This is a genomic window from Planctomyces sp. SH-PL14, from assembly GCF_001610835.1.
In the GTDB taxonomy this organism is placed as follows: domain Bacteria; phylum Planctomycetota; class Planctomycetia; order Planctomycetales; family Planctomycetaceae; genus Planctomyces_A.
On the sequence record NZ_CP011270.1, the window covers coordinates 5504379 to 5527418 of the forward strand.

The window sequence follows — 23040 nt, forward strand, 5'->3', positions numbered from 1 at the left end:
TCCAAGGAAAGATCGCCCCACGCAACCCGACCGGTCCTGCGCCACGAATCGGACCCGTCTCTTGGCCTGCGTCGATTGCCTGCTCCCAAGCCGCGGGCCGTCCGCGATAGACGCTCAAAACGGCACCAGATCCCCGAGCACCTTTCGGCACTCCTCGTCGGCGTCAGCCTTGATCACGGCAGCGAGTGCCCGCCGCCCATCTGGAGTGTCCGGAAACAAAAACTCCCCGTCGGTCGTGATGTCGATGGTCGCGCCCGGAGTCCTGATCCCGATGTCGCGGAGTCCCGGATCGGTGATCAGAACCTCCGAATGCTTGGGGCCGCTCTCGTAGTGCAGCACCCGTTCGCCCTTCTGGAAGGTGGCCATTAGCGGGCCTCCCGGAGCATGTTCACGAGGACTTCAAGACGATCAGCCACTTCTTCGCGAGCCCAATTTGGGACCTGTGAGGCGATGGCATCGCACTGTGTTGGCCATGCATGGCTGGGCCACTTCTGGATCTCCATCGACATCGCCTTGAGGAACTCAGCCTGCACCTCATAGGAGTGGTTGGCAAAGTTCCGGCCAGCCTCGGCGGGAGACAGCGCCACGACCGGCGCTTCCTGCTCAAAGAACGCATCGCTTGAAGACATCACCCACCCCCAAAGAAGCCGCATCCACACGCGGCGAGAAAGGAAAAGGACAGGAACAGGACTGGCGTCAGCAGGAGGGTCATGGCTCGTCGTCCGCGCTAACGAGATCCAAGAGATCCAGTGTTGGAACCGGATCAGACCGCCGAGCGTCATGCGGATTGAAGAGCCCCTTCTCCGCGCCGTACTCGTATCGCAGTGCCAGAATCGCAACCTTCTGCGGAGACCCCGGCAGGCACGACGTTGCGTGCGTCGGGCGAAACTTGGTGTGGCCGATCTTGGCCTTATAGGACTCGTACGCTTCGTTAAAGGCGGCGACTGACTCTGCTTCAGTCATGTGCCGAACGTTGCACTCAACGTTGTTTGACTGGTAGCGAACGATGCGAATCGGAATAGGGCGGGTGCGACGGGCCATGTGAGATTTCCTTTCGAGTAAATCGCCGCGACGGGTAACGATCCCGTTGCCACTCCTTGGAGCTGCCTAGCTCGCGGCGGGGGCTAGAGGGGCTTCTGACGGAGGGACTTCCGCCAGTCAGTGCAGATAGGTGGCAGCGTGAAGTTGGTGAAGGACCGAAAGTCACGGTCTACGCGAACAACCGGACCATCGAATTCCCAACTGACGCTGTTGGCTATGGGCTTCTTTTCCGAAATGAAGAAGGCTCCGCCTTTGTTGTGGCAGATCCACGTCCCAGCCTTGATCCACTCGGCCCATTTCCAAATCGGATAGAGAACAAGGCGACACTGTTCTCCCCAATCCCCCGATGACGTTTCGACTTGATTGAGGATGTTCAGGAATTGCTCACCCCGACGTGGCGGACGCCAGTCGGCCCGGTCCTCATACCCCTCAGGGATCTCAGCGGTGATCTGAAACGTCATCTGCGGCATGTCACGAACTCCGGTTGAAGGTGAAAGAAAAGGCCGGGCGACAGGAGTCAGCGGCGAAGGCGGGCCAGCATTCGCGGCCTCTCGACCATCGCCCGGCTGGACGGTTACTGCGGCGTGGGAGCGACTTCGGGCTCAGCGGGGCGGGCGGGATCGAACGTCCCGCCATGGCTCAAGAAGAGGCTGCGGTTCTTGGCCTCAGACTCTGCGAACTGTGGGTAGGGCGTTCCATCAACGAGCACGACCCGGAAGTTGTCGCCAAAGTCGTAGAACCCGTCTCCGCGACGAATCTCATCATCAATGTGGAATGCTTCGCGGATCTGGCGGAGCCCCATGGCGTAACTTCCGCTTCCGATGTGTTCCGTTGCTCCAAACAGGATCGTGAGGCCCGACATTCCCCACTCCTCAGCGATCATCGCGGCCAACTCTCCGAACGCTCGCATCAGGTCTTGCGCGTCGGCCTTCTCCTCGTCCCCGCGGAAGGTGTGCGACCAACCATCCCTTTTGTCGCCACGAGTGAATGACAGTTCGAACATGAAAGATCTCCAATGGAAAAAAACGGGTGGAAGAAATCCCCCTCGGCCGGGAACCGAGCAGGCGGGCTAGAACGAGCTCAAGGCTCGACCTGCCGAGGGGGATGGGCGGTTAGCCGCGGGTGTACCGGGCGACGAAGTTGTCCACAGAGGTGCGGGAGAAGATGACCTGCGCCCCGTAGTTGTCCCGCTTGAAGACGGGGTTCTTCTTCCCCGATCGGCGATACAGGAACGACCTCGAGCGGTTCGTGCGCTGCATGGCCTCCTCAAGCGTGTACCACTTCTTCGCGACGTCATCCGGGAGGCGTCGTGGTGCGATGGTCTTTTCGGCTGTCGTCATCGTCTCCTCGCTGTCTGTTCCGCGTGGTTGCGGCTTGTGTGCGAGGAGTTCTACACGTGCCTTTTTGTCGTTCCGGAAAGATCGGTCGTTGCCCGGAGATGATCGGAAGAGGTCCGAGAAAGATCGTCAAAGATCGGGCTTGACGGGGTTTTAGAAGCCTGCCGAGAGCCGCCGTTCGGCCCTGGGGTGGCGCCCCCTTACGGGACACCTCAACCCGGAATCCAGCGGGATTTCGTGACACAAAGAGGGCAGGGGCAATTGACCGCGACTTGCCCCTGCCAGTAGAGTTTTGCCGCGGTTGATGCCGCACCGGGGTGTAGCTCAGCCTGGCTAGAGCGCCTGCTTTGGGAGCAGGAAGTCGCATGTTCGAATCATGTCACCCCGACTTGATGGAACGAGAAGCCCTTCGGCGAGAACGTCGAAGGGCTTTCTCATTTGCGGGCTGAGACTTCCGCCATCCAAGCGGCAGTTCAAATAGACGGTTTCCACACTGCCGCCGCCGGCCGGTCGTTGGAGCGTGGCCGAAGCCAGTCGCTCCCGTAAGGCCGTCGGCCTGCTCGCGAATGTCTCCTGGTCGATTTCGACCACCGGCTGCCGGTCAGCGGGATGGCTTTGCGGAATATCACTTCGACCTGTCCAGCGCAAATCGCATCCCGCGGCTCGCGGCGGGGAGCAGGACCGAACCGTGGTCCTCTTCCGGGAACTCGCGGAACAGGACGGACAGCCCCTCGACCTGTGCGGAAGAGAGTCGCTCCGTCATCGCTCGGGCGTTCGAAACCATCTTCCTCGGCTTCAGCATCGCGATGCGGGCCGGGTCGGCGTTCGGCGGAGGCGTCTCCTCCCATGCGCCGCCAGTGATCATCAGCCGGGCGGGAGCTGGCTGCTTCCGCTGCCGCTCGAGGAACGACCGCTCTTCGTCCAGGATCGCTTCGTGGAACCACCAGATCGACGGGCTCGAGGCGACGTAGTTCTGGAAGGCCTCCGGACGCGTGAACAGCGCGTGCAGGGTGAACAGGCCGCCGAACGAGTGTCCGAACAACGTCTGTCGCGTCCGGTCGATCTGGTATCGACTTTCGATCCGCGGCTTGAGTTCCTCCTCGATGAACGCGAGGAACTGGTCGTTTCCCCCCGTCTTTCGACCGGCACCTCCCCCCGGCAGCGTCTTGAGGAACTCCTCCGACGCGGGGCCGACCAGGTCGTAGTACCGCCGGTCCTGATGAATTCGCGGATCGGCTTCCGGATAGCCGATCCCGACGACGATCGCTCCGACGGGATCTCCCTGCGACAGCCGCCGGGCGGCCGCGGCCACGACCGGGAAGTCGGCGTTGGCATCGGTCAGGTAGACCACCGGGGCTCCCGCCTCCTTCGGCTTCCCGTTGGGAAGCGACACGAAGATCCGGTATGTCAGGTCCTTCCGCGACGTGACGTCGAACTGCTCGGTTCGAGGCAGCGAGACGGCGACGGTCGGAAGCGGCTCTTCGGCGATCGCCGGCCACGCTCCCAGCAGTCCCGCGAGAGTGGCGGTCAAAGCGAAGGCTCGGGACAGGGAGAGAACTGGCATGGGATCGGAGAGTCCGGGTGATGTGGGAGGGCGGAGAGAAGGGACGTCAGGGCCGGGGATTCACTGTGTCGTCAGGTCGAACTGATCGAGCTCGTTCTCCCCTTCCCGGATGCTGACGCTGAGCGGAGTCTTCTCTCGATCGCTGTACTTCCCTTTCAGCAAATCCGGCACGGGAACGTCGGACCCGTCCTTAGTGACGTACTCCGCCAGGATCGTGACCTTGTACTCCCCAACCGGAACGCCGTCGTAAACGCGAAAGGTCGTCATCCGGAACGACCCGTTGTCGTCCGTCATTGCGGAGGGGCCGCACGCCTTTCCATCCGGCCACGGCGTGGTCCGGTGAAAGGTGATCGCGGCCCGGACCGCCGGCACTCCGTCGATCAGGAGGCTGCCCGCGACCGGATGGGTCGGCAGTCGCTCCGGCTTCGGTGGAGCTTTCGCGCAGGCCAGGGGGAGAATCAGTCCGGCCAGCAGGGCCGCGAGCCGGATTGTTCCGGTGAGGCGAAGAGTGTTCAAAGTTTAGAACTCCTTCGCGGCGCGGCCGTCGTTGACGTACATCATCTGGCTCACGACGCTCGCGGAGATCGCCTCCGCCAGGAAGTGGACGCTCCCGTCGCACATGACGACATTGGCCCCCTGCGGGTGAAATCCGTAGATGCCGCAGATGTTGTTGCAGTTGACCGCGCATCCCGCCGAGGCGCCGTTCGTCAGCCGCCCCTCCATCCCCGAGTAGTCAAAGAACGCCATCGCGTTCGAAGGGCCGCTTCCCCAATCGGACCAGGGGGGCTGCGTGTACTTCCGGTCGGCATAAGCCGCCGTCACGGAGGTCGGAGCCCCGGTGATCGTCGTGGGGCCGTTCTGCTGCTTCCCCTTGATGAAGTGCAGCGGCCGTCCGGCGAGCTCCACGATCAGGAAGGTCTGCGTCGGACCGTCGGTGATGTCGGCGATGCGGCGGGCTTTCTCGAGCGTGTATTGCGGATCGGTCGCTCCCGCGACAATGCTGATGACGTTCGCGGCGTCGACGAGAGGCCTCCCGTACCCGCCCCCTCCGAAGAGTGCGGTGTAGTCGGAAGCGGCCGTCTTGCGGATTCCGGCGACTCCCAGGTCGCTTGTCGACGTGGCCGCCGTGGGCCAGGTCGTCGCCGCTTCCAGGGCGACGGCCGTCGGGGTGGGGGCGGGCATGGCGTCCCGCTCGATCGCCGACGGACAGCGATAGACCGCCAGCCGGGACTGGGACATCTTCAGGTTCATCGAGCTGGGGGTATCGGCTTCGGACGCATACCAGGGGAGGTTCATGTTGAACTTGTCATAGATCGCCCCCTGGTCGATGAATGGCAGCACCATCAGCCCCCAGCCGTTGATGACTCCGCTGACGCCGCCGGCGTTCGTCTGTCGCATCGGGGGGAAAAGACCGTGCGTGCTTTCGTAGTTATGGAGTGCGAGACCGATCTGCTTGAGATTGTTCTTGCACTGCGAGGCGCGGGCGGCCTCGCGGGCCTGCTGTACGGCGGGCAGCAGGATGGCGACCAGGACGGCGATGATCGCGATGACGACCAGCAGCTCGATGAGCGTGAAGCCACGCCGGGAATGAAATTCTCTTGTCATGAGACGAGTTCCAGAGGAGGGAGCCAAAACAAGGTGGGAGGGAGGTCTGGCTGCACCCGGGCGTCCGGAAAGGCGGGAGACGCGGGGCTTTGGCTCGACAGGACGACAAATCCGCTCACTGCGAAAGCTCACCGGCGGCGGCCGGGCGAGAGCGGCTCATGCGGCCCCCCTTCCGGCTTGCAGGAGCGCGAGCGGCTCGGACCGGCCGGCCGAGATGGCCGGCCAGAGAGCCGCGAGGAAACAGAGGACGAAGGTCAGGGCGTAGCCGACCGCCAGCGCCCCCCACGGCACGGAGAGCGGCGTTGCCACTCCCTCGAACCAGGGATTGCTGACGTACCGGATCAGTCCCAGGCAGGTCCAACCGACGAGGATGCCGAACGCGAGGCTGAGCACGCTGGCGACAAAGCCGACGAGGAGCGCTTCCGAGAGGACCAGCCGCGAGAGCCGCCACCGCGTGACGCCGACGGCGCGCAGGACCCCGAACTCCCACCGCCGTGCCCGGACGGAGGCGGCAATCGTGTTGACGACCCCGAGCGAGACGACGACGAGAGTGATGAGCGGCAGGTAGCCCATGGCCTGGATCGCCGAGCCGCCGCGGGTCCGCAGGCCGTCTCGGACGTCGCTGAGAAAAGTCACCTGAACCGGTTCGGAACCAGGGCCTCCTCCGCCGGGGCCGCCCCCGCCCCCGCCCCGCCTCCGCGACGACCGCTGCCTGGCCCGGCGCCTGGTCCGGTTCCGGGACCGCCGCGCCCCGTCGGGGCGGAGCCCTCCGCCGCGACGCGTTCGCCGCGCGGTGCGGGGGACGCGGTCTCGGCCGCTGCCGCGGAACGTTCGCCTCCCGTGGCGGCTCCCCCTCGGGACCCGCGCGGCGCTGCCGCGGGGGCCAGCGGTCGAAGCCGCTCTTCGAGATCGGCTTTCGTCGCGTCCGGTTCGGTGTTGGCCCAGAAAAACTCGCCGGCCGGCAGAGCGAAGTCCTCGCGAACCTGCTGACGCGGCGCGAAGACGAGCCCCGCGGTCCGGACCGACTGCTTGCGGATTCCCGACGTCTTGGTGATCCAGTTCGAGCCGGGCATCTTCACAATGCCGACGATCGTGTACTCGATCGCCTCGGTCGGCTTCTTCGGCGGGATCAGCCCCAGCCGATCGCCGACCTTCATTCCGGCATACGTGAGGAACGTGTCCGGGACGAGGCAGTTCCGTCCCTCCCTGAGCTGGCCGAGGGCCGCGGCGCGGTCCCCCTGGACGAAGTCGAGCGTGAACAGCGGCGTCTCACCGCCGAACGCCCTGTCCGCGTCGAGACCGATGAGCGAGACGTTGTCCTGCCGGACGGCGGAGTCCCGCTCGCCGCTGCGGAACGGGTCGCCGAGAAGCCGCGTCTGCTCCACCGCGATCGGGAGGAACTGGTCGGCTTTGAAGCCCGGAGTCTGCCGGACCTTCTCGATTCCGGCTTCGTCGAGACCGGGCTGGAACTTCACGATCGTTCCGGGGGTCCACCGGCCGGGCAGGAAGCCGCCGAGCATCGACCAGCCCCACACCTGCGTCGCGGTGTAGAGGCCGAGCCCCAGCATCAGCGACGCCGCGATCCCGGCGGACCGCCACATGTTCGAGCTGAGCTGCGTCCGGACCAGGTTTGTCTGGAGCCGGAGCAGGCCGGCGACGAGCGGGGCGAACGCCCGCTCGACGAGCAGGACGACGAGCGGGGCCAGCAGAATGAAACCCAGGACGGTCGTCGGGGCACCGACCAGCAGGACCAGGGCGAACCGCACCTTCTCGGGAAGCCCCGGCAGGAAGACCAGGATCGGGTTCAGCGCAATCAGGAGAGCGCTGATGATCCCCGCCCCCCAGTACCATCGAGCGGAGGCCGGCGTCGTCGCGACCGGGGCCATCGCCTCGAGCGGACTGATCCGGGTCGCTTTCCAGATCGGGAAGACCGACGCCAGGAGCGCTCCGGCGAGCGAGCAGCCTCCTGTCAGGAGAATGCTCGCGGCTCCCATCGACACCCCTTTCGGGAAGAGCTGCGGACTGGCGCTGGCGATCGCCTTGAGGAGCGCGGCTCCTCCGGCCAGTCCGCCGATCCAGCCGAAGACCGCCAGGACGACCGCCTCCACGAGAACGAGGGCCCCGACCTGCGGCCGGCGAAGCCCCACGGCCCGCAGGACCGCGAGCTGCCGGGCCCGTTCGCTGACCCCCATGCTGAGCGTCGTGAAGATGATGAACGCCGAAGCGAGGATCGACAGCGCCGTCACGAAGTAGGCCTGTTTGCGGGCCCCCTCCGCTACGAACCCCGACGAGAGCTTCGCTTTCACGTCTTCGGGCCGGATGATCTCCGAGGCGGGAGTCGCCGCCGCGACGCTCTTCGCGATGCTGTCGAGCGAACTCCGGGGCTTCAGGCGGATCTCGACGAGATTGGTCCGCGGAGCGGCCCCCGTGAGTGCTTCGATCCGGCTCAGCGGGACATAGGCGCAGAGCGAGGCGGGACCGCGGTTCGTTCCGCCGGGCGCTCCCCCTTTGGTCCGGGTCATCGCGGACTCGACCTCTTCCACCTGCTCGGTGATCCCGACGACGCCGAGCGCCACGACATCGCCCCCTTTGGTCCGGAACTCGATCGTGTCTCCCGGCTTGAGCGAGAGAGCCTCGGCGACGCCGCTGCTGACGACCGCTTCGGAATCCGTTCCCGCTTCGAGCCAGCGGCCGTCGACGAGGGGATACCGCGGTTCGCCCGCCTCGGTCCCGACGATCATCGGCCCCATCCGCCCGAGCGTCCTCCGCGGAGGTCCCGCCGCCCCCTGCGGGCCGGGGGAGGGGGAGGTGGTCGGCGTCGGAGGAGCGGAGGGATCGGCCGCCTTGCGGAACGACATCCGGAACTGGGCGACGGGGTTTGCGGCCTCGACCGCGGGATCGTGCTGGATCGCGGAGACCAGCTCCGGGGCGAGAGCGTCATCGAGCGATTGCGGAACGACGAAGGCGGTGTAGTTGCCGACGAACTCGGCGGTCTGGTCGTCGAACCGGGCGGCGATCGCCTCATAGGCCGAGACGACCCACAGCACGACGCCGACCGCCGCGATCATGGCGACGGCGGTCAGGGCCAGCCGGACCTTGTGCTGGCGGGCCTGCGCGACGAAGAGTTTCCAGATCAGGCTCATCGGGCCACCTCCGCGGCGGTTTCGGCCACGATGTCCTGGTAGCGGCCGGCGAGGGCGTGCGCATCCGGGAACTCGGCCGCGGAGAAATCGGCACAGACCGCCCCGTCCTTCATGACGACGATCCGCCGGGCCCAGATTGCGACCGCCGGTTCATGCGTGACGACGACGATCGCCCGGCCGTCCCGGTCATTCAGTTCCTTCAGCAGCGTGCAGATCGCCTTACCGTTGATGGAGTCGAGACTCCCGGTCGGCTCGTCCGCCAGGACGATCGCCGGGTCGGTCACGAGCGCCCGGGCGATGGCAACCCGCTGCTGCTCCCCACCGCTCATCGCGTCGGGACGATGGCCGATCCGCTGCCCGAGTCCGAGCCGCTCGAGGAGCTTCGTCGCACGGTCCCGCATCTCCTGCGAGCCGCGGGAGCCCTCCGCCATCAGCGGCAGCATGACGTTCTCGAGGGCCGTCAGGGCCGGGATGAGATTGAACTGCTGGAACACGAGCCCGATCCGCCGCCGCCGGAAATCGGTCAGCGTCCCGTCGGCGAGTTCCGAAAGGGACTGCCCTTCCACCGCGACCGTCCCGGCATCGGTCCGGGTCAGTCCCGCCATGACGTGCAGCAGCGTGCTCTTTCCCGAGCCGCTCGCCCCCATGACGGCGACAAACTCGCCCGGCGCGACTCGGAGCGAGACGCCATGCAGAGCCTCGACCGTCGCGGTCCCCTGATGGAAGCGCTTCGTCACTCCCTGGACAACCAGCGGTGCAATCGATGGAGAGACGGGATCGGACATGACGACCTTTCGAGGAACCGAACTCAAAACGTGACGCGCCCCTGCTGAAGCAGCGTGAGGGGCCGGAGCCGTCCGATGGAGAGCGCCGGCCAGACCGCCGCGAGAGTCGAGAGCACGAGGACTCCCAACAGCGCCCCCCCGACGACCCGCCAGGGAACATGGAGGGCCGGATGCAGCCCTCCGAAAAAGCTGATGTATTGGGCCATTCCGCAACCGCACCATCCGGCGAGGAGGCCGAAGCCGAGACTGAGCAGCACCGCCACCAGCCCGATGAGGAACCCTTCCGCCAGGATCGCGCGGACGATCGACGACTGCCCGATCCCGATCGACCGGAGGAGGCCGAGCTCCCACCGCCGGCTGCGGATCGAGGCGAGGATGATGTTGAGGACCCCGAGCCCGGCAATCGCCGTCGACACGAGCGGCAGGAGACTGACGCCCCAGATCCAGCGGGTCGCGTTGTTGCGGGTCATCTGCCGGATGTCTTCGACCGCCATCAGGCGGATCTTCGGACCGTCGTTCTCGCGCGCCTCGGGCGGGAGCGCCTCGGCGTAGATTGCCTTCGCGGCGGCGGTGATCGCCTGGGAATCAGCGTGCTGGTCCGAATAGTCGAGCCACAGGTGCGTCGCTGCAGGAAGCGAAAAATCGTCGGCGACGGTCCCGTAGTTGGCGAACACGAGAGCGGCGGCCCGGTGTGTTCGCGAGCGAAAGCCGGTCAGCTTGGTCTGCCAGTGCCACCCCGGAAGCCGGAGCGCCCCCGCGATCCGGTAGCGGACCGGAGAGGTGGGGGCCTCGGGCGGGACCAGGTCGAACGAGTCGCCGATCGCGAGCTTCGTCTCGGTGAGGAAGTGATCGGGAACGAGGCAGCCCCGTCCCGCGACCATCTCGTCGATCGCCTGCCGGGGATCCCCGTCGGCCCATTCGACCTCGAACAGCGGCCGGTCTCCGCCGAACGCCTTCCGGGGGTCGATCCCGACCAGCACGACATTGTCCTGCCGGATCACCGACGCCCGTTCGGCGCTGCCGGTGACATCGTCCAGGAGCCGCGGCTGTTCGACGACGATCGGCAGGCAGTGCTCGGGATCGACGCCCGGGAGGCGGGCGATCTCCGGGACCTTCGACAGCGGAAGCCCCCCCGACTGAAAGGCGAGGACGGCGTCCGGCGCCCACGGCCCGACGAGAAAGCCGTCGAGCATCGTGAAGCCCCAGACCTGAACGCCGATGAAAAGACCGAGGCCGACCGCCATCGAGAGGGCCGCGGCGGCGGTCCGCCAGACGTGGCTCGTGATCTGGCTGCCGAGGAGCTTGGGATCGATCCGGAACAGGCGGGCCAGCCCCGGGCCGCCGAACCGGTCGACCAGGGCGACGACCGCGGGGGCGATCAGGACGAAGCCGATCGACATCGACACGAAGCCGACCGCCATCGCCAGGTAGACCTGCTGGTCGAACCGCGGCGGGAAGACAAAGGTCACGAGCGGATTGACCAGGATCAGTGCGATCCCCAGGAGAATCGTCCGGATCGGCAGCCGGCTCGCCACGGGGGCCTGTCCGGGGGCCATCGCGTCGACGGGCCGGGCCCGCGTCGCCCGCCAGGCCGGCACGATCGCGGCCAGGAACGCCCCTCCGAAGGTGGCGATCGCCGCCAGGCCCAGGCTGTAGGGACCGATCGTCGTCCCATGGTGCAGCAGCCGGGCCGCGACACGCCCGACGACACCGAGCAGCAGCCCGCTGAGGAGCAGTCCCCCCAGGAACCCGGTCAGCGCGAGGAGCATCGCCTCCGTGAAGATCAGCAGGGAGAGCTGCGTCCGCGTCAGCACGAGTGCCCGCAGGACCGCGAACTGCCGGATTCGCTCCGTCACCCCCATGCTGACCGTGCCGAAGATCACCAGCATCGCGACCAGCATTGCGATTCCGGTCGTCGCATAGGACTGAATCCGGACGTTGTCCGCCGAGGCACTCTCGTCGAGGGCTTCCTCGATCTCGAACGCCTCCTGGAACTGAACAGGGGTGTCGTAGCGGCTGAGCCGGGGCCCCCAGCCGAACCGGAACTTCGTGAGGTCCGTCTCGGACTTCACGGCGACGCCGACAAAGCTGATCTCGGGCGGGCTGCCGAAGATCCGCTCGGCTGTCGCGGTCGAGACAAACAGGTCTCCCGCGCCGGGCGTCCGGATCTGCGGCACGGCATACGTCCCGGCCCCGAGCGACGGCGCGTCCAGCAGCCCGGTGACAATCAGGTCGGTCGGCCGCTCTTTGGCGGTCACGGTAACCGTGTCGCCGAGGCGGACCTGCAACCGCTCCGCAGCCGCCCGGGTCAGGGCCGCTTCGTTGTGGCCTTGGCCCGCCGTCAGCCACTTCCCTTCAAGATCGAACGGAGGGACCGCGGAATCGAACGCGAGAAGCGTGTATTCGGAACGCCGCTCCGGGGGACCGCCGAGTCCCCGCAGCCGGCCTTCGGCCGAGTCCGCAGCCCGTCCGGGTCCGGCATCGGACCGCGGCCGGACGGTCACTCGGCTCATCCAGACCGGTTCCGCCGACGCGACCGAAGGATCGGACCGCATCGCCTCCAGCACCTCGCGCGGAACCGCGGGGTTTCCTTCGGTGGCGATCGGGCCGATCGAGAGCTGGTAATGCCCCAGCGCCTTGCTCGCCCAGTAGTCGAACGTCTGGAGCAGCGAGTCGTACCCCGAGGCAATCCAGATCACGAGACAGGTCGCCGCCGTCGTCGCCAGCGATGTGAGCGCCACACGGGCCGGATGTTCGCGGAGAAAGGCGACCGCCAGCCGGAAGACCTTCCTCATCGGATCGCCTCCGTCCGTGGCTGAAGCGCCTGCTGGTAGGCGGCCGCGATCTCCTGCGGGTCATGGCGGCCGGTGGTCTGGAACTCCGCCTGATTCCGGCCATCCTTGAGGACGACCACCCGGTCGGCCCACATCGCGACGTGCGGTTCGTGTGTGACGATCACGATCGTCCGCCGCTGTTCGTCGCACAGGCCGCGGAGGAGCCGGCAGATTTCCTGCCCGGAGACGGAGTCGAGACTCCCGGTCGGCTCGTCTGCGAGCAGAATCGCCGGATCGCAGACCAGCGCCCGGGCAATGGCGATCCGCTGCTGTTCGCCTCCCGACAGCGCATCCGGACGATGCGTCCGCCGCTCGGTCATGCCGAGCCGATCCAGCAGCGAGCGAACCTTCGCCGTCAGATCGGGGGACTCGGGGGCGGGGAGACGGATGTTGTCTTCCGCGGAAAGACTCGAAATGAGATTGAACGCCTGAAAGACCAGTCCGATCCGGTCGCGGCGAAAGCGGGTCAGCTCGGCGTCCGAGAGTCGGGAGAGATCCTGGCCGTCGACGGTCACGCGGCCGTCGTCAACGTCCGTCAGTCCTGCGAGAGCATGGAGCAGCGTGCTCTTCCCGGAGCCCGAGGCCCCCATGATCGCCACGAACTCCCCCGCCTGGACCGTCAGCCCCACACCCCCCAGCGCGGTGACGGAGTTCCCCCCTTGACGGTAGCGCTTGACCACATCCGTGGCCTGCAATGGCGTTCCAGACAGCATCCGAAGTCACAGTCCCCAAGGTCGATCGCCGCGAGCGGAGAGCCGTCGCGGCGATCACGGCGCAACGTCCCCCTCGTCCAGAACCCGCGATGCCTTGGTACCGCCCCCGCTAGCGATCGCTCCGACCAGCCTGATTCGTGGCACTCCCTATCACCGCCATCGGCCGCAGAGCAAACGGCAGACCACAGCGGGATTCCTTGGAATTCGTTATCCGACACTCGCCACGAAACGCCCTCGTCCGGATTGGCTGGCGAAAAAAGCATCGTTGTTGGCCAGCGAGCGGCCGCGTCAACGCGAACTGGCGAACGACCATTTGCCTCACCGGGCATCATCTGAAACCGCAAGCGATAGAAGTTGTCGTCAAGTCGGCAAGAGGATGCAGATCATGCGCAGCAATGCCCGCAAGAAACTGTTCAATTGGCGTCCGGTCGCCCCGACTGAAAGTGACGCCTCCGTCGCGGGCCTGTCGTGTGGTTGCCGTTGTCGTCGCGTGACTCACCACATGACACGGCCCCGGATGTTGGCGGTGCCCCGCAGCTGTCGTTCCCAGCAATTGACAGCTCGGAACTCCCAAGCTAACACTCAAATTGATGTTTGATCGTGAGCGGGGGAGTCATGGCTGTCGAGACGGGGACGAGTCGTTCCGAGGCGTTCCGTGAACTGGGGTACTGCGTCGTTCGCGGCCTGTTCTCGCGGGAGGAGATCGCCGCCGTCAGTGCGGAGGCGAATCGCGTCTTCGGTCGGAAGGAGCTGATCGACTTCAACAACCTGCGGTGCCGGTGGCTCAATCATCACGAGACGCAGGAGTGCCGGTTCGACTGCTTCGACCCGATCACCGACCTGAGCGACGCCATCGACCGGATGGCCCGCGATCCGCGGCTGCTGGACCTGCTCTCGACGGTGTACGGCGAGGAGGCGTGCCTCTTCAAGGACAAGCTGATCTACAAGCCTCCGGGGGCGATGGGCTACGGGCTCCACCAGGACTACATCAGCTGGGAGTCGTTCCCCAAGAGCTTTCTGACGGTCCTGATCCCGATCGACCCGGCGACGGATGAGAACGGGGCGACCGAGGTCTTTCCGGGGACGCACCGGAACGGGTATCTGTCGGCCATCGACGGGGATTACCACGAGCTCGACGAGTCGGCGATCGCCGGTGTCGAAGGAGTCCGGCTCTGCCTGGAACCGGGGGATGTCGCGGTCTTCGACGGAATGCTGCCGCACCGCTCGGCTCCGAACAAATCTAGCGCGTGGCGCCGGCAGCTCTACCTGAGCTACAACGCCAAGTCCGACGGCGGCGAGCAGCGGGACGCCCATTACCGGGAGTTTCACGGCTGGCTGAAGAAGAAGTACGCCGAGTACGGCAAGACCGATACCTATTTCCGCTGAGCCCCGCGGCCGGCTCCGGTGAGTTCCATGTCGTCGAGAACCCTTCCCCAGCGGCTCCCCGTCTACTACGGGTGGGTCAACGTCTTCATGGCGGCGGTGGCGATGATCGCCACCTTTCCCGGGAGGACGTTCGGCCTGGGGATGATCCAGAAGAAGCTCCTCGAAGACCTGCGGATCAGCGAGCTGGAGTTCACCGGGATCAACCTCCAGAGCTCGCTCCTGGGGGCGCTCTTCTGCCTGCCGATGGGATATCTCATCGACCGCTTCGGCGTCCGGATCGTTTCGGCGTTCGTCATCGGGGCCCTGGGGCTGAGCGTCCTGGGGATGACGCAGATCCAGGGGCCGACTTCGCTCCTGCTGGCGTTGATTCTGATTCGCGGACTGGGGCAGACTTCGCTGTCGATCGTCAGCATGGCGATGATCGGGAAGTGGTTCCGCCGCCGGCTGGGGATCGCGACCGGCGTCTATACCGTGCTGCTGACCTTCGGGTTCATCTCGACGATCGTCGGGATCGGTTCGGCGGTTGCCCGCTTCGACGGCTGGCGGACGCCGTGGAGCGCCGTCGGCTGGGGGCTGCTCGGCCTGGCGCCTTTCACGCTGCTGCTGGTCCGAAACACCCCCGAGTCCTGCGGGATCGAGCCCGACGCTCCGGTCCCGCCTCCCGTGCCGGAACCGGGCGTCGCCGCCCATCGCGACTACACAGTCTTCGAAGCCCTCGCGACCCCCGCCTTCTGGGTGTTTGTCCTCGGGACCTCGGCGTTCAATCTCGTCTTCTCCGCCATGACGCTCCTCAACGAGTCGATCATGGGGGAGAACGGATTTTCGCAGAACGACTCGATGATCGTCATGGCGTATCTGACCGGGGTCGGCCTGCTGGCGAACTTCTTCGCCGGGGCAATCGCCCGGCGGCACCGCCTCGGGGCGCTCCTCGGCTTCGGGCTGGCGATCATGGCCGCCAGCCTCGCCTGCTTCCCGATGATCCGCTCCCACGGGGCGCTCTGGGTCTACTCGGCCGCCTTCGGGTTCGTCGGCGGGTTCGTGACGGTCGTTCACTTCGTGGCCTGGGGGAACTTCTTTGGACGGAGCCATATCGGCCGGATCCAGGGCGTGGCCCAAGTCGTCTCGGTGTTTGCTTCGGCGACCGGGCCGGAGATGATGGCCTGGTGCCGCGAACGGACCGGCTCGTACCACCCGATCCTCTATGTCTTCGCGGGGGCCGCGGCGATCAATGCCGTGGCCGCCTTCCTGGTCCCGACTCCCCGCCTGATTCCGGCCGCCGAGCCCGATCCGACCGTCCTGGACCCGGTCCCCGGTGACACCCCGGTCTCGCCGTACCTGCAACCCACGCCTGCGTCTGCCGCCGCCCAGGAGTAATCCGTGGCCGATCTCCCTGTCATCGAACCGCCGAGCCTCGACATCCCGACCTGCTGCGGAACGTCGTCCGCGGCGGCCCCGCACGATGTCACGACGCGGTTCCATTTCTCGCTGAACGTCTCCGACATCGAGACGTCGGTGGCGTTCTACCGCAAGCTGTTCAACTGCCCGCCGGCGAAGCACCACGGCGACTACGCCAAGTTCGAGCTCTCGGAGCCGCCGCTCGTCTTCTCGCTCGTCCCCAACGCTCCCGGCTCGCAGGGCTCGCTGAGCCATCTCGGGTTCCCGGTCAGCAGCACCGAGGAGGTCCAGGCGACGGCGGCCCGGCTCGCCGCCGCGGGACTCTCGACCACCTGCCAGGACGGGACGGTCTGCGGCTATGCCCGGCAGGACAAGGTGTGGGTCGCCGATCCCGACTCGAACTACTGGGAGATCTACGTCGTCCACGAGGATGTCGACCCGGCGACGGTCCGGTCCGCCTACGACGGCGAGGCTCCCGAGGCGTACGCGCCGGCAGTCGAGGCGAAGGCTCCGGAGCGGCAGATCTACGAGCACCGCGTGACCGATACCGCCCCGGACTGGTCGGGGGTCGAGGAGGGGAGCGTCGACGAAGTCCGGCTGACCGGGACCTTCAACTCGGCCCTGTCCGACGACGATCGGCTGCTGCTCCTGAAGGAGGCGGTCCGGATCCTCAAGGCGGGGGGCGAACTGAACGTGCACGGGCTCGTTTCGAGCGCGCCGGTCGGGGACGTGGCGCCGAACCTGCCCGGCGTGGCGTCGCTCGTGAAGCGGATTCCGACGGAGGACGAACCGCTCCGCGAACTGGCGGCGGCCGGACTCGCCGGCGTGCGGATCACCAAGCTGCCGGAGTCCCCCGTCTTCCAGACCGGGGCTCTCGAGATGCGGGAGATCAAGGTCTCGGCCTTCAAGCCGTCGGAGCGGAGTTCGAAGGCCGGCGAGCGGACCGTCGTCTACAAGGGGCCGTTCGCCCAGGCGACCGACGATTCGGGACAGGTCTATCGCCGCGGGGTGAGGACCGTCGTCACGGCCGAGCAGGAGGAACTGCTGGCCCGCAGCTCCGCGGCGAAGAGCTTTCTCTTCATTCAGGATGAAACGACCTGCGGCGCGGGAGCGAGTTGTTGAGAATCGACCGCCGCCGCCCCTGAGATCCGTCCGACCGTCGTTCCCCCCCCCCGCACCCCGGCTTCTCACACGCGAACCTGCCATGCCCGCCACGCTTGCTCCGCCGACGACCCGCAAGTTTCACTTCGGCCTGACGGTCTCGGACCTCGACCGTTCGGTCGACTTCTACCGCATCCTCCTCGGGGCGGAGCCGGCGAAGCACTATGCGGACTACGCTAAGTTCTCGGTCGAAGACCCGCCGGTCGTCCTGGCCCTGCACCCAGGGAAGTTCGCGACGAGCGGAGCGCTCAACCACGTCGGGTTCCGGCTGGAGAACTCGGAAGCGCTCGTGCGGGTCCAGGAGCGGCTGGAGCTGCAGGGGATCCGGACGCAGCGGGAAGAGGGGGTCGAGTGCTGCTACGCCCTCCAGACCAAGTTCTGGGTCCCGGACCCGGACGGGAATCTGTGGGAGGTCTACACCCTCCATGAGGACCTCGATCACTCCGGCTTCGGCGGCGATGGGCAAGGCATGCCCCCGAAGCCCGGCGTGTCGGCGGCAGCGGTGACGTGGGACCACATGCTGATTCATCCCATTCCGAGCCGCATTCCGCACGAGGACGGGACCGTCGATGAGGTCCGGCTGGAAGGGACGTTCAACATGAGCGTCCCGGCCGAGACGCGGCAGGCCCTCGTGGCCGAGGCGTTCCGTGTCCTGCGTCCCGGCGGCCGGATCTGGATCCACGGCCTCGTCGCCGACCGGCCCTTCACCGACAAGCCGAACCTTCCCGGTCCGGCCGCGATGGTTCAGTGGATCCCGGTCGAAACGCTTCCCGCCGAGGAGCTCGCGCAGGCCGGGTTCATCGGGCTCAACTACGACAAGCTGGGCGACATCCACTGTTTCCGCGTCAACGGGACGGAGCTGCGGCAGCTCCAGCTGGCCGGGTTCAAGCCGACCACGTCGGCCGACGAGCAGGATCACTACGTCCTGTACCGCGGTCCGCTGGAACAGGTGACGGACGACCGGCAGCGGATCTACCGCCGCGGAGTCCGGGTGCCGGTCGACGCCGCCACCTGGTCGTTGTTCCGCCAGTCTCCCTACGACGAACACTTCACCTGCTTCCGCTGCGCGACCTCGCGCTGAATGTTCAGCAGGCGGTCCCGCGTTGTTGAGTCACCCTCGTAAATTCAAAATGTATTGAGGAACGATGCCTTCAAGTTCTCGCTTCACCGTCCTTTCGAGCACTCGCCAAAGGGCATCGAAGTGCTGAAGCTCGGGGTACTCGCGGGGACCATAGCCGGAAACCAGAACGGAGAACTCCTCTTCGCCGTCCTGCACCTTGAGGACTCGAGCTCCAAGATCCTCCATAGGATATTCGTATCGATCACGCAGTCCCTTGAGAGGCCCGACGAACGGACGAAAGAGGTCGGGCTGAATGAGAAACGTCCGCTCCCATCGATGGGATTTGTAGTCGAACCATCTCGCCTCCAGGGACGCGTCCTCGCCGATCGTCTGGAGAGACCAACCGAAAAGGAACTCGGAAAACCCCGAGTACAGGGCGGCCTCCATCGCGAGCAACTTGGCCATGACTTTGTCCCTCCTCCCCGTCGCCCTTCCGCCCCTCAACACGTGACTTGGAAAGATACCGAGTCCGTGCGTGAACATCGTTCCCGGAGTTCTCCCATGAGTGTCCGACGTCTGTTGATGATTGTCACTGTCTGGACACTCGCGGGTTCGTTCGAGATCCCGTCGCTCGCCGGCGACTGGCCGCAGTGGCTGGGGCCGAACCGCAACGGAGTCTCCGAGGAAGTCGTTGAGGCCTGGAAAAAGTTCCCGAAGGCCAAGTGGAAGCGGACGACCGCCAGCGGCTTCGCCTGCCCCGTCGTGGCCGACGGTATCGTCTACGTCCACACCTCCGTCCCCAAGGAGGACAAGGAAGAGGTCATCGCGATCGACGCCGTGACGGGCGAGGACCGCTGGACCGACTCCTATTCCCGCGCGGTCTTCCGCAGCCAGCTCGGCGTCGGGCCGCGGGCGACTCCCAGCGTGATCAAGGGGAAGCTGGTGACGACGGGGATCACGGGGGTCATCACCGGCTACGACGCCAAGAGCGGCAAGCGGCTGTGGCAGATCAATCCCTGGGAAGACCTCAAGATTCCGCGGCCGAATTTCGGCGTCTGCGCGTCGCCGGTAATCGTCGACGACCGGCTCATCGTGGCGGTCGGAGGGGAAGGGGCGAGCATCGTCGCCTATGACGTCGAGACCGGCAAAGAGGCGTGGAAGACGCTCGACGAGCCCGCGGGGTCGGCCTCGCCGATCGTCGTCACGCGGGGCGAAGGAGACCAGAAACGGAACGAAGTCGTCGTCCAGACGACGCTCCGGCTCGTCTCGCTCAATCCGAAGGACGGCTCGATCTACTGGGAGCATCCGCTCGTTTTCCAGCCGAGCGGCGTCTCGCCGACCTCGCTCGTGCAGGGGAACCTCCTGATCTGCTCGACGCAGGACACCGGGACGCTGGCCCTCAAGATCCCGGGCAAGGATGAGACGGCCCCTCCCGCGCTCGAATGGTGGAAGCAGGACCTTGCGAGCTATTTCTCGACGGGGAGCCTCGACGCCAAGGGGCGGGCGTTCATCGTCACGAACCAGGTGATGCCGCTGCCGCGGGCCGATGTCCGCTGCGTCGATGTGAAGTCCGGGGACGAGAAGTGGGTCAAGACGGGGCTCGGCTACTTCCATGTCGGGATCATCGTCCTGGCCGACGGAAAGCTCCTCACGCTCGACGACGCCGGGACGCTCGTCCTGGCGGACCCGACCGACACGGAGTTCAAAGAGCTGGCCCGGGCGAAGGTCTGCGGCGGGACGTTCTGCAACCCGGTCCTGTCGAACGGATCGCTTTTCGTCCGGGACAGTGACGACATCGCCTGTTTCGATCTGCGGGGGAAGGCCGAAGAACCGGCGAAAGAGTAGATCCGGTTGCGGTAGGATGTGTCACAATGGCGGCGGCGTTCGTGGGAGCATGGGGGACAGAAGACGATGGTGAGAACGTGGATCGCCGCCGCGCTGTTTGGCCTCGCGCTCCTGGCGTTGCCGCAGGGCGTCATTCACGCCGCGGAACCGCAGGATGTGGCGCGGGCCATCGACGCGCAGCTGGAGTCGCGGCTGAAGGCGGAGGGGATCGCTCCCGCGCCGCTGGCTGACGACGCCGAGTTCTACCGGCGGCTGTCGCTCGATCTCATCGGCCGGATTCCGACGGAGGACGAGGCCCGGGCGTTCCTCGATGCCCAGGGCCCGCGGAAGCGCGAGGCGGCGATCGACCGGATGCTGGAGAGCGCCGAGCATACGGAGCACTTCGCGAACGTCTGGCGGGCGCTCCTTCTCCCCGAGGCCGAGACCGACCGCCAGATCCGCTACTTCCTGCCGGGCTTCGAGGCCTGGCTGCGGAAGCGGCGGGAGGAGAACGCCGGCTTCGATCGCATCGTCCGCGAACTGCTGACCGTGCCGATCACCGGCACGGAGGCCCGCCCGCAGCTCGTCCTGACCGACCTCCGCTCACCGAACCCGATCGCGTTCATTGCCGCCAAGGAGGCGGACCCGGGCAAGCTCGCCGCAACCGCCACTCGGCTGTTCCTCGGCATCCGGCTCGAATGTGCCCAGTGCCACAACCACCCGTTCGACAAGTGGACCCAGGAGCAGTTCTGGAATCAGGCGGCGTTCTTCGCCGGGGTCCAGCGGAAGGGGCGCGGGCCGTTTTCGCCCGTCCTCGAGAAGCCCGAGACCCGCACGATCGCGCTCATGAGCGACGCGTCGAAGACCGTTCCGGCGGTGTTCCTCGACGGGCAGGACCCGCAGCTGCGAGACGAGGACCGGCCCCGGCTGCAGCTCGCGCGGTGGATGACCACGCGGGAGAACCCGTACTTCGCCCAGGCGACCGTCAACCGCGTCTGGGGGCAGCTCCTCGGCCGGGGGATCGTCGATCCGGTCGACGACTTTCATGAGTCGAATCCCGCCAGCCACCCGGAGCTCCTGGCCTTCCTGGCGGACGACTTCAACAGCTCCGGCTTCGACCTGACGCGGCTCTACCGGGTTCTGTGCCGGACCGAGGCGTATCAGCGGACGAGCCGGCAGAACGAGACGGCGCAGTCCAATCCCCAGGCGTTTGCCCGGATGTCGGTCAAGCCGATGTCGGGAGAGCAGTTCTACGACAGCCTCGCCCAGGCGGTCCGGCTCGAGCAGCGGCCCCCGTCCAAGATCATGACCCGTAACGAAGACCCGGTCCGCCGCCGGTTCCTCGATACCTTCGGCCCTCAAGGCGACCAGCGCGATCCCGACACGTCGGTCATCCAGGCCCTGACCCTCATGAACGGGCCGCTCATCGGGCAGGCGACCGGCGGAGAGTCGCGGCTGCTGTCGGCCCTCAAGGCAACCCACGGCGACGACCGGGAGCGGATCGTCGAATCGCTCTACCTCGCCGCTTTGAGCCGCCGGCCGACGGACGAGGAGAAGGTCCGCATCGGCCGGCATCTCGACGGGGGACCGGCCGAAGAACGCGACCGGCGGCTGGGGGACGTGCTCTGGACGCTCCTCAACAGCGCGGAGTTCCGCTGGAACCATTGAGACAACGCTACGACTCTGGAGAATCGCCGATGGCCGCCCCGACCCCCTTTGAACGATTGCTGAGCCGCCGCAACTGGCTCCTGGGCTCGACCCTGGCCGGTGCCTCGGCGACCGGATGGTTGCCGCTCCTGGCGCGGGACACCGTGGCGAAGGGGCCGAAGCGGTCGTGCCTCGTTTTGTGGATGAACGGCGGGCCGAGCCAGACCGACACGTTCGACATGAAGCCGGGCCACGCCAACGGCGGTCCCTACAAGGCGATCCAGACGAGCGCCCCCGGGATCGAGGTCTGCGAGCACCTTCCGGAAATCGCGAAGTGGATGCACCAGTTTGCCGTCGTGCGGTCGATGAGCACGCGGGAAGGGGACCACGGCCGCGCGACCGAAGACCTGCGGACCGGCTACCGCCCCCAGGGGCCGATCCAGTTCCCGATCCTCGGCTCGCTGGTCTCGAACGAGTGCGGCCCCCAGGCGGGAGACCTGCCGAACTACGTCAGCATCCTCTCCCGCGGGCTGTTCCGCGCCGGGATTCCGCCCGCCGGGTTCCTCGGCACGGAGTTCGCGCCGCTGCTCGTCGATGGGGGCGGCGGAGGCGGAGCGGACCGCAAGCTGACCGTCGAGAACCTGGCGCTGGCCCGGGGCGTTTCCACCGATCAGTCGAGCGACCGTCTCGCTCTCCTGGGGGAGATCGAAAAGCCGTTCCTCGAGGGCCGGCCGGGGATCGCCGCCGAGGGGCACCGGACCGCCTACGCGCGGGGGATGCGGCTGATGAGCGCCCGGGCCGCGGAGGCGTTCGACCTCGACAAGGAGTCTCCCGAGACCCAGGCCCGGTACGGGACGTCGATGTTCAGCCAGGGCTGTCTCCTGGCCCGGCGGCTCCTCGAACGGGACGTGCCGTTCGTCGAGGTCTCGCTCGGCGGGTGGGACACGCACTACGACAACTTCGATTCGGTGAAGAACCTGTGTGGCACGCTCGATAAGCCGTGGGCCGCGCTCATGCAGGACCTCCAGGATCGCGGGCGGTTGGAGTCGACGACGATCGTCTGGATGGGAGAGTTCGGCCGGACCCCGGCGATCAATCCGCAGGGGGGCCGCGATCACTATCCCAAGGCGTGGACCGCGCTCATCGGCGGGGGCGGCGTGCAGGGAGGAGCGGTCGTCGGCGGGACCGGCGCCGACGGGCTGACGGTCGAGGACCGGCCGGTTTCGACGCCGGACTTCCTGGCGACGATCCTGCTGTCGCTCGGCCTCGATCCGCAGAAGCAGAACCTCTCGAACGTCGGCCGCCCGATCCGTCTGACGGACCCCGTCGCCAACCCCGTCCGCGAGATCGTGAAGGGGTGATGCCTTCCAAGGCCGAGAAGCGACCTCGTCCCGTTCTCAAGCTCGCGTGTCGAAGGCTTCAAAGGCGTTGCATCGCCACGACTGAGCCACACCGACGAAGCCATCTCTGCGCTCGGCTGGCTCCTGATGAGAAGAGGTTGGAAACACGGAGACGCAGAGGACACGGAGAGGGACGGTCGGAGAG

General features: G+C 66.7%; 22 protein-coding genes and 1 tRNA gene. 8 read left to right on the forward strand and 15 right to left on the reverse strand.

What is annotated here, in order from left to right:
• Positions 1 to 114: 114 nt before the first annotated feature.
• The 6 genes from VT03_RS21055 to VT03_RS21080 all read right to left on the reverse strand — a co-directional run bounded on the left by VT03_RS21055 (position 115) and on the right by VT03_RS21080 (position 2381).
• Complete coding sequence (locus VT03_RS21055; protein WP_075094811.1) at positions 115 to 366, reverse strand: hypothetical protein; 252 nt, start codon at positions 364 to 366, stop codon at positions 115 to 117.
• Positions 366 to 629: a hypothetical protein gene (locus VT03_RS21060; protein ID WP_075094812.1), complete on the reverse strand. Its 264-nt coding sequence runs from the start codon at positions 627 to 629 to the stop codon at positions 366 to 368. Before VT03_RS21060 ends, VT03_RS21055 begins: the two co-directional genes overlap by 1 nt.
• 79 nt (positions 630 to 708) lie before the next feature.
• On the reverse strand, positions 709 to 963 hold the full coding sequence (locus VT03_RS21065) for a hypothetical protein (protein WP_156514666.1): 255 nt from the start codon (positions 961 to 963) through the stop codon (positions 709 to 711).
• Positions 964 to 1124: 161 nt separating this feature from the next.
• Positions 1125 to 1511, reverse strand: coding sequence for a hypothetical protein (locus VT03_RS21070; protein WP_075094814.1), 387 nt, complete (start codon positions 1509 to 1511; stop codon positions 1125 to 1127).
• A gap of 104 nt (positions 1512 to 1615) precedes the next feature.
• Positions 1616 to 2044 carry a hypothetical protein gene (locus VT03_RS21075; protein ID WP_075094815.1) on the reverse strand — a complete coding sequence of 143 codons (429 nt, stop codon included), beginning with the start codon at positions 2042 to 2044 and terminating at the stop codon, positions 1616 to 1618.
• Positions 2045 to 2153: 109 nt separating this feature from the next.
• Positions 2154 to 2381, reverse strand: coding sequence for a hypothetical protein (locus VT03_RS21080; RefSeq protein ID WP_075094816.1), 228 nt, complete (start codon positions 2379 to 2381; stop codon positions 2154 to 2156).
• Positions 2382 to 2691: 310 nt separating this feature from the next.
• Here VT03_RS21080 and VT03_RS21085 point away from each other — a divergent pair.
• Positions 2692 to 2766: transfer RNA gene (locus VT03_RS21085), tRNA-Pro, on the forward strand.
• A 237-nt stretch (positions 2767 to 3003) separates the two neighbouring features.
• On the opposite strand, the gene VT03_RS21090 is transcribed toward VT03_RS21085, so the two are convergent.
• The 8 genes from VT03_RS21090 to VT03_RS21125 form a co-directional block, all read right to left on the reverse strand.
• Complete coding sequence (locus VT03_RS21090; protein WP_075094817.1) at positions 3004 to 3942, reverse strand: alpha/beta hydrolase; 939 nt, start codon at positions 3940 to 3942, stop codon at positions 3004 to 3006.
• A gap of 60 nt (positions 3943 to 4002) precedes the next feature.
• Positions 4003 to 4458, reverse strand: coding sequence for a hypothetical protein (locus VT03_RS21095; RefSeq protein ID WP_075094818.1), 456 nt, complete (start codon positions 4456 to 4458; stop codon positions 4003 to 4005).
• Between the two features lie 3 nt (positions 4459 to 4461).
• Entirely contained in the window at positions 4462 to 5547 is a 1086-nt protein-coding gene (locus VT03_RS21100) for a DUF1559 domain-containing protein (RefSeq protein WP_075094819.1), read from the reverse strand.
• 156 nt (positions 5548 to 5703) lie between these two features.
• Positions 5704 to 6183: an ABC transporter permease gene (locus VT03_RS21105; protein WP_075094820.1), complete on the reverse strand. Its 480-nt coding sequence runs from the start codon at positions 6181 to 6183 to the stop codon at positions 5704 to 5706.
• A complete protein-coding gene (locus VT03_RS21110; protein WP_075094821.1) occupies positions 6180 to 8690 on the reverse strand; it encodes an ABC transporter permease in 2511 nt (836 codons plus the stop codon). The genes VT03_RS21105 and VT03_RS21110 overlap by 4 nt, the downstream gene beginning before the upstream one ends.
• Positions 8687 to 9475, reverse strand: coding sequence for an ABC transporter ATP-binding protein (locus tag VT03_RS21115; protein ID WP_075094822.1), 789 nt, complete (start codon positions 9473 to 9475; stop codon positions 8687 to 8689). The genes VT03_RS21110 and VT03_RS21115 overlap by 4 nt, the downstream gene beginning before the upstream one ends.
• A gap of 23 nt (positions 9476 to 9498) precedes the next feature.
• Positions 9499 to 12270 carry an ABC transporter permease gene (locus tag VT03_RS21120; protein WP_075094823.1) on the reverse strand — a complete coding sequence of 924 codons (2772 nt, stop codon included), beginning with the start codon at positions 12268 to 12270 and terminating at the stop codon, positions 9499 to 9501.
• Positions 12267 to 13022: an ABC transporter ATP-binding protein gene (locus VT03_RS21125; RefSeq protein WP_075094824.1), complete on the reverse strand. Its 756-nt coding sequence runs from the start codon at positions 13020 to 13022 to the stop codon at positions 12267 to 12269. The genes VT03_RS21120 and VT03_RS21125 overlap by 4 nt, the downstream gene beginning before the upstream one ends.
• A 615-nt stretch (positions 13023 to 13637) precedes the next feature.
• Here VT03_RS21125 and VT03_RS21130 point away from each other — a divergent pair.
• The 4 genes from VT03_RS21130 (at position 13638) to VT03_RS21145 (ending at position 18045) form a co-directional block, all read left to right on the forward strand.
• Entirely contained in the window at positions 13638 to 14408 is a 771-nt protein-coding gene (locus tag VT03_RS21130) for a phytanoyl-CoA dioxygenase family protein (RefSeq protein ID WP_075094825.1), read from the forward strand.
• A 27-nt stretch (positions 14409 to 14435) separates the two neighbouring features.
• Entirely contained in the window at positions 14436 to 15782 is a 1347-nt protein-coding gene (locus tag VT03_RS21135) for an MFS transporter (protein ID WP_075094826.1), read from the forward strand.
• Between the two features lie 3 nt (positions 15783 to 15785).
• Positions 15786 to 16925, forward strand: a complete 1140-nt coding sequence (locus VT03_RS21140) for an ArsI/CadI family heavy metal resistance metalloenzyme (RefSeq protein WP_075094827.1) — start codon at positions 15786 to 15788, stop codon at positions 16923 to 16925.
• A gap of 82 nt (positions 16926 to 17007) precedes the next feature.
• Positions 17008 to 18045, forward strand: a complete 1038-nt coding sequence (locus VT03_RS21145) for an ArsI/CadI family heavy metal resistance metalloenzyme (RefSeq protein WP_075094828.1) — start codon at positions 17008 to 17010, stop codon at positions 18043 to 18045.
• Positions 18046 to 18075: 30 nt separating this feature from the next.
• Here VT03_RS21145 and VT03_RS34315 read toward each other — a convergent pair whose 3' ends face one another.
• The gene (locus VT03_RS34315) at positions 18076 to 18489 is read right to left on the reverse strand and encodes a hypothetical protein (protein ID WP_197489033.1); all 414 of its coding nucleotides are present in this window, start codon (positions 18487 to 18489) and stop codon (positions 18076 to 18078) included.
• A gap of 96 nt (positions 18490 to 18585) precedes the next feature.
• Here VT03_RS34315 and VT03_RS21155 point away from each other — a divergent pair, with 96 nt between their 5' ends.
• The 3 genes from VT03_RS21155 to VT03_RS21165 all read left to right on the forward strand — a co-directional run bounded on the left by VT03_RS21155 (position 18586) and on the right by VT03_RS21165 (position 22856).
• Positions 18586 to 19869 carry a PQQ-like beta-propeller repeat protein gene (locus VT03_RS21155; RefSeq protein WP_075094830.1) on the forward strand — a complete coding sequence of 428 codons (1284 nt, stop codon included), beginning with the start codon at positions 18586 to 18588 and terminating at the stop codon, positions 19867 to 19869.
• A gap of 66 nt (positions 19870 to 19935) precedes the next feature.
• On the forward strand, positions 19936 to 21516 hold the full coding sequence (locus tag VT03_RS21160; protein ID WP_075094831.1) for a DUF1549 and DUF1553 domain-containing protein: 1581 nt from the start codon (positions 19936 to 19938) through the stop codon (positions 21514 to 21516).
• A 29-nt stretch (positions 21517 to 21545) separates the two neighbouring features.
• Complete coding sequence (locus tag VT03_RS21165) at positions 21546 to 22856, forward strand: DUF1501 domain-containing protein (RefSeq protein WP_075094832.1); 1311 nt, start codon at positions 21546 to 21548, stop codon at positions 22854 to 22856.
• The last annotated feature ends 184 nt before the right edge of the window (positions 22857 to 23040 follow it).